The sequence below is a fragment of the uncultured Nocardioides sp. genome (genome assembly GCF_902805925.1).
In the GTDB taxonomy this organism is placed as follows: Bacteria; Actinomycetota; Actinomycetes; order Propionibacteriales; family Nocardioidaceae; genus Nocardioides.
Window position 1 is genome coordinate 37,240 of the sequence record NZ_CADCUP010000048.1, and the last position, 10,817, is coordinate 48,056.

A 10,817-nucleotide genomic window follows, 5' to 3' on the forward strand; every position below is an offset into this window, starting at 1 on the left:
GGCACGGCCCGGTCGCGCACCCACTCCGCAGGCCAGGAGAGGTGAGTGCCTTGCCGCGTGCGTCGCTCAGGAGGTCCAGGCGCGCCAGAGCGCGGCGTACTGCCCGTCGAGGTCGACCAGCTCGTGGTGGCTGCCGAGCTCGACGATCCGGCCGTCCATCACCACCGCGATGCGGTCGGCGTCGTGGGCGGTGTGCAGGCGGTGCGCGATGGCCACGACCGTGCGCCCCTCGAGCAGGGAGTTCATCGACCCCTCGAGCGTGCGGGCGGTGCGGGGGTCGATGAGGGACGTCGCCTCGTCGAGCACCAGCGTGTGGGGGTCGGCGACGATCAGCCGGGCGAGGGCGACCTGCTGTGCCTGGGCGGGGGTGAGCGAGTAGCGGCCCGAGCCGATGACGGTGTCGAGGCCCTGCGGCAGCCGCTCGACCCACGCCAGTGAGCCCACCGCTCCCAGCGCCTGGCGGACCGCGTCGTCGTCGGAGTCCTCGCGGGCCAGCACGATGTTGTCGCGCACCGAGCCGATGAAGACGTGGTGCTCCTGGGTGACCAGCGCGACCTCGGTGCGCAGCACCTCCAGCGGCAGGTCGACCAGCTGCACCCCGCCCACCGTGGCGCTGCCGGTGCGTGGCCGGTTGATGCCCGACAGCAGCCGGCCCAGGGTGGACTTGCCCGAGCCGCTGGGGCCCACGATCGCCAGCCGCTCGCCGACCGCGAGCTCGAGGTCGACGCCGTGGAGCACGTCGTGGCCGGGGCGGTAGGCGAAGCGGAGGTCCCTGGCGACGAGGTCGACCCCGTCGGGCAGGCGGTCGCCGGGCTCGCGGTCGGGCGGCACCTCGGCGATGCCGAGGAGGCGGCTGGTGGACGCCGCTCCGACCTGGAGCCGGTCGATCTCGCCGATGAGCCGGTCGAGCGGGTCGGCCAGCGCCTCGACGTACAGCACGGCGGTGGTGATCTGGCCGAGGTCGGCCCAGCCGCGGTGGTAGGCGTAGGCGCCCACCAGGAGCGTGACGACCCGGGGCAGCTGGAAGGCGAAGTTCAGGCAGATGAACAGGATGTTGCGCAGCGTCATGCCGTAGCGCTCTGCCTGCGCGGACACCTCGATGTCGTCGTCGCCGGCACCGACCCGCAGCCCCGAGAGCCCGAGTGCCTCGAGGGTGCGGGCACCCTCGACGGTCTCGGTGAGCGTGGTGTTGATGCGGGAGTACGTCGCCCCCTCGGCGATGTAGGCCTTGGGCGCCCGCCGCAGGTAGCTGCGCACGGCCGGCCCGCACGTGGCGAAGACCACCAGCGCCGGGACGGCGAGCACCACGGAGTTGAGCAGCATCGCGACGACCGAAAGCACCACGGTCAGCAGCGAGATGATCGCCATGGGCAGGCCGTACTGGACCGAGCGGCTCATGGTGCCGACGTCGCGCGTCACGCGGGTGACCAGGTCGCCGGTGCTGGCGCTCTCGACGGCGCCCAACGGCAGCCGCAGGATCGTGCGCACCACCGACTCGCGTGCGGTGGAGAGGAGGTCCTGGCCGAAGATCGCGGAGGTGCGCTGGGCCACGAAGGTCAGGCCCGCCTGGGCCACCACCACGCCGATGATGACCAGGGCGAGCTGGTCGAGCGGGAGCCCGCCGCCGCCGTCGACCGTGGTGTTGACGAGCTCGCCGAGCAGGCGCGGGACGACCAGGGCGGTGGCCGCGGCCAGGGCGTTGAGGACGACCAGCGCCGTGAAGATGCCGCGCCGGGTGCGGACCAGGTCGCGGAAGAACGTCAGGACCGCGCGGTTGCCCGACACCGGCCAGCCGCGCTCGGGGTTGCGGGAGGCGGCGTAGACGTCGTCGGCGCGCTGACGGCGCAGCGCGTGGCGCCGCCACAGGGCGGCGTTGCGCTCGGGGACCGACGCGTCGCTCGGCGGCACCAGCTCCGCGGGGACGACCGGGGGGTCGAGGGCCCGGTCGCGCCAGGTGTCGGCGGAGGTGGCGAGCAGGTCGGTCATCGCGGCACCCCCTCGTCGAGGTCGTCGGTGGCCCGGGCGACCACGTGGCGGTAGGCCGGGTCGTGGTCGAGCAGGTCGGCGTGCTCCCCCTCGGCCACCACCGTGCCGTCGTGCACCAGCACCACGCGGTCGGCGTGGTGGAGCCATAGCGGCGACACCGTGCAGACCACGGTGGTGCGGCCCCGGCGCAGCTCGGTCACGCGCTCGGCGATCCGGGCCTCGGTGTGGGCGTCGACGGCGGAGGTCGGGTCCACCAGCACCAGGATCGGTGCGTCGGCCGCCAGGGCCCGGGCGAGCACCACGCGCTGCCGCTGTCCGCCGGAGAGCCCGCGGCCGCGCTCGTCGAGCTGGCCCTGCCAGCCCTCGGGCAGGGCGTCGTAGACGTCCTCGGCGCTGGCCACCCGCAGCGCTGCCTCCGCCTGCTCGCGGGTCAGCCGGCCGTGGGGGTCGATGGCGTCCTGGAGCGTGCCGGCGAACAGGCCGCTGCCGGTGTCGCTGACCAGCACCGTGCGGCGTACGTCGTCGAGGCGGGCCGCCGACAGGTCGACGCCGCCCAGGCGCACGCCCCACTCGCGGGTCGCCGCCTCCTCGTCGCGGGCGGCGATGCGGGCGCGCCGGGCCTCCCGCTCGGCCCTGGCCTGCCGCGCGGCGCGGCCCTTGAGCCCGGCGCCGTCGTCCTCGCCGACGGGGTCGACGTCGGGGGGCAGGTAGCGGCCGAGCCGGTCGGCCAGGGCGGCGGTCTGCTCCGGCACCGCACCGACGACCACGGTCAGCAGGCCGGGGCGGACGGTGAAGCCGCTCATCTCGTCGACGAGCTCGGCGCCGCCGTCGAGGGGCACGGGCCGGGCGGGCTCGCGCCACGGCGGGCGCTGCTCGAAGATCGTGATGGCGCGGCGGGCGCTGACCAGGGCCCGCGTCGCCTTCTGGGCAAGCTCGAAGAAGGTGCGGATCGGCCCGATCATGAACAGGCCGTAGCCCAGGAAGCTCACGAGCTGTCCGACGGTGAGGTCGCCGGACTGCACCTGGCGGGTGCCCAGCCACACCAGGCTCACCAGGAAGACGCCGGAGAACAGCACACCGACGGCCTCCACCGCGGCCTGCCAGATGCCCGAGGAGACGCCGGCGCGGCGGGAGAGCTGGGACTGCTGGGCGTAGTTGCGGCCGAAGGTCTGCTCGCCACCGATGCCGCGGAGGATCCGCAGCCCGGCCACGATGTCGGTGGCCATCGAGGTCAGCTCGGAGTTGCGGCTGCGCTCGACCTGCTGGCGGCGGTGCAGCGGGCGCAGCAGCGGCAGGGCGGCCGCGAGCAGCACCGGGGCCGCAGACAGCACCAGCACCCCGAGCTCCCAGGACGTGGAGAGCACGATCACGGCGACGGCGAGGTAGGAGACCAGCTGCGCGATGGAGCGGGCCAGGATCTCGGTGAGCGCACCGAACTCGTCGGAGTCGCTGGAGGCGACGCTGAGCACCTCGCCGGTGGGCGAGCGCCGGGGCAGGACGTGGCCCATCTGGGCGATCTTGCGGGTCACCATCTTCGTGGTCCCGTAGAGGCTGATCAGCCAGGTGCGGACGATGAGGGTGTGGAAGACGACGCCGAACACGCCGCCCACCGAGACGACCGCGAGCATGATGCCCGACCAGGTCAGCAGGTCACGGGTCGAGCCGCCGAGGATGCCCTCGTCGACCGCGCGCCCGAAGATGTAGGGCCCGAAGGTCAGCGGGAGCAGCCACAGGAGGCACGCCAGCGACGAGAGCGCCACGACCTTCCACTGCTGGCGCAGCATCCACCTCAGGAACGCCGCAGGCGACCGGGTGTCGGGGTCGGAGCCGGGGGCGTCGTCCGTGCCGGTGAAGAACGTCGCGATCCGAGGTGGGAAGTCCTGCATGTCCCGCTCAGCCTAGGCGGGGGGACCGACGGGCTGCGACGCAATATCCCCCTCGGGAGCGGGCCGCTGCGTGTGGTACGTCGCGAGCGACGAGGCGACGCCCGACGGGGGGCGTGGCGCGCTCACCGGTTCCGCGGAAGGATGCAGCCATGAGGCGCCGACCATGACCAACCCCGAGCGCCACCCGGCCGAGATGGAGATGGGCCCCGGTGGCAGCGACCGCGGCGTCGAGGTGATCGCGCCCCGCGAGGTGCCGCTGGGCGGCCCCCGCGCCATGCACGTACGCCGCACCCTGCCCGCGCGGGGGCGCACCCTGATCGGCGCCTGGTGCTTCGCCGACCACTACGGCCCCGACCCGGTCGCCGCGACCGGCGGGATGAGCGTCGCACCGCACCCGCACACCGGGCTGCAGACGGTGAGCTGGCTGTTCACCGGCGAGATCGAGCACCGCGACAGCGCCGGAAACCGGGCCATGGTGCGACCGGGCGAGGTCAACCTGATGACCGGCGGCCACGGCATCAGCCACTCCGAGATCTCCACGGCCGGGATCACCGAGCTGCACGGGGTGCAGCTGTGGGTCGCGCTGCCCGAGCAGTCCCGCGACGTGGCCCCCGGCTTCTCCCACCACGTGCCGCCCGAGCTCGCCGGCGCCGGCTGGACCGCCCGGGTGTTCCTCGGCTCGCTGCTCGGTCACGCCTCGCCGGTGCCGACGTACACCCCGCTGCTGGGGGCGGAGATCGCGCTGGCCGCCGGCACCACCCTCGCGCTCGACGTCGACGCGACGTTCGAGCACGGGGTCCTGGTCGACAGCGGCGGCGTCGTGGTGGACGACCGCGAGGTGGAGCCGGCCGAGCTCGCCTACGTCCCACCCGGACGTGAGGTCCTGCGCGTGACCGCGCGCGGGGACACCCGCGTGGTGCTGCTCGGCGGCCCTCCGTTCGACGAGTCGATCGTCATGTGGTGGAACTTCGTGGGGCGCACCCACGAGGAGATCGTCGGGTTCCGCGAGGCGTGGCAGGCGCAGATCACCCCCGACGGGTCGGGCGTCGTCGACGGCCGCTTCGGCGTCGTGAGCGACCTGCCGCCGATCCCGGCACCGGCCCTGCCCAACGCGCGGCTCGCGTCCCGCTAGGTGGCGGCCATGGGCGGACCGGTCGTGGGCGAGGACGGCCTGGCGCGCTGCCCGTGGGCGGCCGGTGACGACCTGAGCCGCGCCTACCACGACACCGAGTGGGGCCTGCCCGTCTCCGGTGAGGCCGCCTACCTCGAGCGGCTGACGCTCGAGGCGTTCCAGTCGGGCCTGTCCTGGCTGACGATCCTGCGCAAGCGCGAGGCCTTCCGGGAGGTCTTCGCCGGCTTCCACGCCGACGCCGTCGCGGCGTACGACGAGCACGACGAGGCCCGCCTGATGGCCGACCCCCGCATCGTGCGCAACCGCCTCAAGGTCGCGGCGGCCGTCACCAACGCGCGCGCCACGGTGGCGCTGCGCGAACGAGGCGGGCTGGCGGCGTTCATCGAGTCCTTCGCGCCCGAGGTCCCGCCCGCACCCGAGACCACCGAGGAGCTGCAGACGACGTCCCCCGAGTCGGTGGCGCTCTCGAAGGCGCTGAAGAAGGAGGGGTTCGTCTTCGTCGGGCCGACCACGATGTACGCGCTGATGGAGGCGGTGGGCCTCGTGGACGACCACCTCGTCGGCTGCCACCGCCGGGGCGGCTCGCGGCGCTGAGACGGCGCCTCAGACCCCCACGGCGTTGGGGTCGCGCCACTGCCGCTCGAACGGCAGCCGCCACGCGAACGGTGCGATGAGCTGGTGGATCTGGTTCGGCCCCCAGGTGCCGGTGGCGTAGGGCCGCACGATGGGCGGGTTATCGAGCAGCGGTGCCGAGACCTCCCACAGCCGCTCGATGCCGTCGGCGGAGGTGAAGAGGGTGCGGTCGCCGCGGGCGGCGTCGTAGATGAGCCGCTCGTAGGCCTCGAGCACCGCGCCGGCCCAGCCGGTGTCGTGCATCGCGAACTGCATCGACAGCTTGTCCAGGCGCATGCCGGGGCCGGGCCGCTTGCCGTAGAACGACAGCGACATCTTGGCCTGGTCGGCGAGGTCGAAGGTCAGGTGGTCGGGACCGTGGTCGCCGACGCCCGAGCCCGGCGGGAACATGGACCGGGGCGGCTCCTTGAAGGCGATGGAGATGATCCGCGCCCCCTGCGCCATCCGCTTGCCGGTGCGCAGGTAGAACGGCACGCCGGCCCACCGCCAGTTGTCGATGAAGCACTTGAGCGCGATGAACGTCTCGGTCTGGGAGTCGGCGGCCACGCCGTCGATGTCGCGGTAGCCGACGTACTGGCCGCGCACGACGTCATGCGGCTCGATCGGCGTCATCGAGCGGAAGACCTTGTTCTTCTCCTCGCTGATGGCGGCCGGCTCCAGCGCGGTGGGCGGCTCCATGGCGGTGAATGCCATCACCTGGAACAGGTGGGTCACCACCATGTCGCGGTAGGCGCCGGTGCCCTCGTAGAACGACGCGCGCTGCTCCAGGCCCAGCGACTCCGGGACGTCGATCTGCACGTGGTCGATGTGGTTGCGGTGCCAGATCGGCTCGAAGAGGCCGTTGGCGAACCGGAAGGCCAGGATGTTCTGGGCCGCCTCCTTGCCCAGGAAGTGGTCGATGCGGAAGACCTGCGACTCGTCGAAGACCTGGTGGATCTCGTGGTTGAGCGCCTTCGCCGAGGCCAGGTCGACGCCGAACGGCTTCTCCATCACGATCCGGCTGCCCTCGGCCAGGCCGGCCTCGTCGAGCTGGGCCACCACGGCCAGCGCCGCCTTGGGCGGCACGCTGAGGTAGTGCAGTCGTGTCGGCCGCTCGTCCCACCCGGCCTCGGCCTCCGCCTCCTCGACCACGCGGCGCAGGCCTGCGGCCCCCTCGGACGCCGGCGCCCAGTGCAGCATCTTGGCGAACTCCGGCCATCCCTCGATGTCGCCGTCGGTGCCGGCGAACTCCACGATCGCCTGGTGGGCCAGCTCGACGAAGGAGTCACGGTCGTGGTCGTCGAGGGAGGTCCCGACGACGCGCAGGTCGGGCATCAGGCAGCTCTGCACGAGGTGGAGCAGGCCGGGCAGCAGCTTGCGGCGGGCGAGGTCGCCGCTGGCGCCGAAGAGGACGACGGTCGTGGGCTTGGTCGACATGGCTCCACCCTGCCTCGCCGCCCGCCCGCTGAGAAGCCCCGGGGCCGATGAGACGCCCGCGAGCGTGGGGGCGGCTTCTTCGCCGGCGTCCCGATGTACCTCGAGGACAACGTCGACGTGGCCGGGACGCCCACCCAGCACGGCACCGACGCCTTCGTCGCGGGCCCTGGCACCTCGACCACGACGGGCGGCTCCATCCGGATCCCGGCCTCGGTCAACGGCCTCGTCGGGCTCAGGCCCATCCGCCGCCGGCTGCACCGGCTCCCCGCGGCCATCGCCGCGATCGGCGCCGGATGGCCCGGCGCCACGCAGGGGATGGTGTCTCACCGCCGGCTGGGGCCGCGAGGCGCTCCTGCTGGAGCTCGCCTACGACGTGGAGGAAGCACGCCCGTTCGCCCGCATCCAGGGGTGGGCTGAGCACCCCGCAGGACGATTTCTCCTCTCCCGGGAGGCTGTGTATTCTTCTCGGTCGTTGCCCCTTTAGCTCAGTCGGCAGAGCGTCTCCATGGTAAGGAGAAGGTCTACGGTTCGATTCCGTAAAGGGGCTCTGGGTCGGGACTCCGTCTACAGTTGGCGGATCAGCCTGTCCTGGTGGCGGGGTAGCTCAGGTGGTTAGAGCACACGGCTCATAATCGTGGTGTCGCGGGTTCGAGTCCCGCCCCCGCTACTCGAACTGACGCAGCACACAGCCGGATCCCCGGCGCACAGCACCACCCGATTCGACGAAGGACTTCCCCGTGGCCAGCAAGAGCTCTGACGTTCGCCCCAAGATCACGCTCGCATGCGTGGAGTGCAAGGAGCGCAACTACATCACCAAGAAGAACCGTCGGAACGACCCCGACCGCATGGAGATGAAGAAGTTCTGCCCGCGCGACCGCCGGCACACCGTGCACCGCGAGACCCGCTGACACCGGTCACACCACACGTCGTCGCAGGGCGGCCATCCCGATGGGATGGCCGCCCTGCCGCGTCTACGCTGAGCGGGTGAGCACGAGTGAGAGCCCCAGCCTCCACGAGTGGGCCGGAGGCGACGCCGCCTTCCGCCGGCTCATCGACGCCTTCTACGACCGGGTCGAGCACGACGACCTGCTGTCCCCGCTCTTCCCCGGCGGTGTCTCCGAGGAGCACCGGTCGCACGTGACGACCTGGTGGGTCGAGGTCTTCGGCGGCGCGGCCCGCTACACCGACGAGCTCGGCGGATACGGGCGGATGGTGGCTCACCACCGCCGCCTGGGCATCGCCCCCGAGCAGCGGCTCCGCTTCGCGACCACCATGAGCCTGGCCGCCGACGACGCCGGCCTGCCCGACGACCCGGAGTTCCGGGCCGCCTTCGTCGGCTACGTCGAGTGGGGCACCCGCCTGGCGCTGGCGAACTCCCAGGACGACGCACAGGTCGTCGAGCAGGCTCCGGTCCCGCGGTGGGGCTGGGGGGTCGCACCGCCCTGGCAGCCATGAGCCGGCGCGGGGCGGCGTACTAACCTCGGAGCATGCCCGTCGACCAGTCCCTCGTGGGGCGCAGCTTCCCGCCGACCCCCGCCTTCGCGGTCACCGAGGAGGGCGTTGCGGCGTTCGTTGCCACCACCGGTGGCGAGTACGCCGGCGGTCCCGCGCCCGCGACGTACCCGATCGTGCTGGCCTTCGACGCGATGAACGCGTTCCTCCAGAGCGAGCAGGTGGAGCTGCACCGCATCGTCCACGGCGAGCAGCGCTTCGGCTACGAGCGGCCGGTGGTGCCCGGCGACGTGCTCACCGCGACGCTCACCGTCAGCAGCCTGCGCCAGATCGGCGGCGCCGACATCATCGGCACCACCTCGGCGATCACCGACGCCGACGGCACGCTCGTGTGCACCACGAGCGCCACGCTCGTCCACAAGGGGGCCGACGCATGAGCGAGCTCGCCACCCAGACGTTCACCATCACCCGCGACGACCTCGTGCGGTACGCCGCGGCCAGCGGTGACCACAACCCGATCCACCAGGACGAGGCGGTGGCGACCAGCGTCGGCCTCCCCGGGGTCATCGCGCACGGCATGTACACCATGGCCCTGGCCGCCCGCGCGGTCGACTCGTGGTTCCCCGGCGCCGAGGTCGTCAGCCTCGGGTGCAAGTTCACCCAGCCGGTCGTGGTGCCCGCCGAGCACGGCGTGGACCTCGAGGTGGCCGGCGTCGTCTCCACGGTCCAGGACGGGCTCACCACCGTCGCGCTCACGGTCACGAGCGGCGGCCAGAAGGTGCTCGGCATGCCGCGGGCGGTCGTGCGTGCCTGAGCAGAGCCCGACCCTGCTGCGGGACCACACGACGTTGCGCCTCGGCGGTCCGGCCGCCCGGTGGGAGCGCGCCACGACGGAGGCCGAGGTCGTCGAGGCCGTCTCCGCCGCCGACGACCGCGGGGAGCCGGTGCTCGTGCTGGGCGGCGGCTCCAACCTCGTCGTCTCCGACGAGGGGTTCCCCGGCACCGTGGTCGAGGTGGCCACCACCGGGGTGCGCCCCGACGTCGAGGACGGCGTCTCGTGCGGCGGCGTGCTGGTGACGGTCGCTGCCGGCGAGGACTGGGACGCCCTCGTCGCCCGAGCCGTCGAGCGCGGGTGGGTCGGCATCGAGGCGCTCTCCGGCATCCCCGGAGCCGTCGGCGCGACCCCGATCCAGAACGTCGGCGCCTACGGGCAGGACGTCTCCCAGACCATCGCCAGCGTCCGGGTGTGGGACCGCACCCTCCGCGGCGTGCGGACCTTTGCGGCCGCGGACTGCCACTTCGGCTACCGGCACAGCCGCTTCAAGGCCGACCCGGGCCGGCACGTGGTGCTCGACGTGACCTTCCAGCTCGCGCAGGGCGACCTGTCCACGCCTGTGCGGTACGCCGAGCTGGCACGGACCCTCGGCGTCGAGCAGGGGCAGCGCGCCCCGCTGGCCGACGTCCGCGCCGCCGTGCTCTCGCTGCGGGCCGGCAAGGGCATGGTGCTCGACGACGAGGACCCCGACACCTGGAGCGCGGGCTCCTTCTTCACCAACCCGTTCCTCACGCCCGAGGAGGCGGCGGGGCTGCCCGACGACGCCCCCCGGTGGCCGCAGCCCGACGGCACCCTGAAGACGAGTGCGGCGTGGCTGATCGAGCACGCCGGGTTCAGCCGGGGACACGGCCAGGGGCGGGTGAGCCTCTCCACCAAGCACACCCTGGCACTGACCAACCGGGGCGGCGCGTCCGCCGAGGAGCTGCTCGGCCTGGCCCGCGAGGTGCGCGACGGCGTGGCGGCGCGGTTCGGGGTCCGGCTCGTCAACGAGCCGGTGCTGGTGGGGCTGGAGCTGTAACTGACCCCCGGTCCTCCGGTTCTTTGATTCTCTCGTTCCTGAGCCGTCGTCGACAGCACCGGTTCCATCGTCACGCCGGGAGCGGCGGACCACAGTCGCCACCGCCAGTAGAGCGCCCCGGGTCCTCGATGGTCGTGCGCACAGGCGCGCCGATGGCCCCGCCATGGGATGGCGGGGTGTCGGGGCGCGGTGGTCAACCGGGCCCGGTGCCGGTTCAGTCCAGGTGTACGCCGCGGGGCCGGTGCGCCGGGAGCGCCACCGGCCGTGGGCCTTGAGGCGATGGTGGCTGCTGTCGCCGCCGGGGACTGTCTCGGGGCACGCCGGGGGCACGCCGAGGGCCCCGCCGACGGCGGGGTGCGGGGCGTGGTGGTCAACCGGGCCCGGTGCCGGTGGCGTCGCGGGTGTACGTGTGGCCCTCCGGGCTGGTCCAGGTGTACGCCGCGGGGTCGGTGCGCCGGT

General features: G+C 73.1%; 11 protein-coding genes and 2 tRNA genes. 10 read left to right on the forward strand and 3 right to left on the reverse strand.

The annotated features are described in order from the left end of the window. Positions 1-66: 66 nt before the first annotated feature. Entirely contained in the window at positions 67-1,986 is a 1,920-nt protein-coding gene (locus tag QZX64_RS03660) for an ABC transporter ATP-binding protein (protein ID WP_295657047.1), read from the reverse strand. Further along, a complete protein-coding gene (locus QZX64_RS03665) occupies positions 1,983-3,872 on the reverse strand; it encodes an ABC transporter ATP-binding protein (RefSeq protein WP_295657048.1) in 1,890 nt (629 codons plus the stop codon). Before QZX64_RS03665 ends, QZX64_RS03660 begins: the two co-directional genes overlap by 4 nt. Before the next feature lie 163 nt (positions 3,873-4,035). Between QZX64_RS03665 and QZX64_RS03670 the strand changes: the two genes are divergently transcribed. Then, positions 4,036-5,004 (forward strand): pirin family protein, encoded by a 969-nt coding sequence (locus QZX64_RS03670; RefSeq protein ID WP_295657049.1) that lies wholly within the window; start codon positions 4,036-4,038, stop codon positions 5,002-5,004. Between the two features lie 9 nt (positions 5,005-5,013). Beyond that, positions 5,014-5,598 carry a DNA-3-methyladenine glycosylase I gene (locus QZX64_RS03675; RefSeq protein WP_295657050.1) on the forward strand — a complete coding sequence of 195 codons (585 nt, stop codon included), beginning with the start codon at positions 5,014-5,016 and terminating at the stop codon, positions 5,596-5,598. 9 nt (positions 5,599-5,607) lie between these two features. On the opposite strand, the gene zwf is transcribed toward QZX64_RS03675, so the two are convergent. Beyond that, positions 5,608-7,053, reverse strand: coding sequence for a glucose-6-phosphate dehydrogenase (gene zwf, locus QZX64_RS03680; protein WP_295657052.1), 1,446 nt, complete (start codon positions 7,051-7,053; stop codon positions 5,608-5,610). Positions 7,054-7,146: 93 nt separating this feature from the next. Here zwf and QZX64_RS03685 point away from each other — a divergent pair, with 93 nt between their 5' ends. The 8 genes from QZX64_RS03685 to QZX64_RS03720 all read left to right on the forward strand — a co-directional run bounded on the left by QZX64_RS03685 (position 7,147) and on the right by QZX64_RS03720 (position 10,358). After that, on the forward strand, positions 7,147-7,470 hold the full coding sequence (locus tag QZX64_RS03685; RefSeq protein ID WP_295657054.1) for an amidase family protein: 324 nt from the start codon (positions 7,147-7,149) through the stop codon (positions 7,468-7,470). Positions 7,471-7,527: 57 nt separating this feature from the next. Beyond that, positions 7,528-7,600, forward strand: a tRNA-Thr gene (locus QZX64_RS03690). A 46-nt stretch (positions 7,601-7,646) separates the two neighbouring features. Continuing rightward, positions 7,647-7,720: transfer RNA gene (locus QZX64_RS03695), tRNA-Met, on the forward strand. A 70-nt stretch (positions 7,721-7,790) separates the two neighbouring features. Next, positions 7,791-7,961, forward strand: coding sequence for a 50S ribosomal protein L33 (gene rpmG, locus QZX64_RS03700; RefSeq protein WP_216938500.1), 171 nt, complete (start codon positions 7,791-7,793; stop codon positions 7,959-7,961). Between the two features lie 76 nt (positions 7,962-8,037). Beyond that, positions 8,038-8,508 carry a group II truncated hemoglobin gene (locus QZX64_RS03705; protein WP_295657058.1) on the forward strand — a complete coding sequence of 157 codons (471 nt, stop codon included), beginning with the start codon at positions 8,038-8,040 and terminating at the stop codon, positions 8,506-8,508. Between the two features lie 32 nt (positions 8,509-8,540). Continuing rightward, a complete protein-coding gene (locus QZX64_RS03710; RefSeq protein WP_295657060.1) occupies positions 8,541-8,942 on the forward strand; it encodes a MaoC family dehydratase N-terminal domain-containing protein in 402 nt (133 codons plus the stop codon). Beyond that, positions 8,939-9,319: a MaoC/PaaZ C-terminal domain-containing protein gene (locus tag QZX64_RS03715; RefSeq protein ID WP_295657062.1), complete on the forward strand. Its 381-nt coding sequence runs from the start codon at positions 8,939-8,941 to the stop codon at positions 9,317-9,319. The genes QZX64_RS03710 and QZX64_RS03715 overlap by 4 nt, the downstream gene beginning before the upstream one ends. Continuing rightward, positions 9,312-10,358, forward strand: a complete 1,047-nt coding sequence (locus QZX64_RS03720; protein ID WP_295657064.1) for a UDP-N-acetylmuramate dehydrogenase — start codon at positions 9,312-9,314, stop codon at positions 10,356-10,358. The genes QZX64_RS03715 and QZX64_RS03720 overlap by 8 nt, the downstream gene beginning before the upstream one ends. The last annotated feature ends 459 nt before the right edge of the window (positions 10,359-10,817 follow it).

Coding starts and splice junctions, on each gene's coding strand:
- QZX64_RS03670 (WP_295657049.1), top strand. CDS start 4,036: ATGACCAACCCCGAGCGCCACCCGGCCGAGATGGAGATGGGCCCCGGT.
- QZX64_RS03665 (WP_295657048.1), bottom strand. CDS start 3,872: ATGCAGGACTTCCCACCTCGGATCGCGACGTTCTTCACCGGCACGGAC.
- QZX64_RS03675 (WP_295657050.1), top strand. CDS start 5,014: ATGGGCGGACCGGTCGTGGGCGAGGACGGCCTGGCGCGCTGCCCGTGG.
- QZX64_RS03685 (WP_295657054.1), top strand. CDS start 7,147: ATGTACCTCGAGGACAACGTCGACGTGGCCGGGACGCCCACCCAGCAC.
- QZX64_RS03660 (WP_295657047.1), bottom strand. CDS start 1,986: ATGACCGACCTGCTCGCCACCTCCGCCGACACCTGGCGCGACCGGGCC.
- QZX64_RS03715 (WP_295657062.1), top strand. CDS start 8,939: ATGAGCGAGCTCGCCACCCAGACGTTCACCATCACCCGCGACGACCTC.
- zwf (WP_295657052.1), bottom strand. CDS start 7,053: ATGTCGACCAAGCCCACGACCGTCGTCCTCTTCGGCGCCAGCGGCGAC.
- QZX64_RS03710 (WP_295657060.1), top strand. CDS start 8,541: ATGCCCGTCGACCAGTCCCTCGTGGGGCGCAGCTTCCCGCCGACCCCC.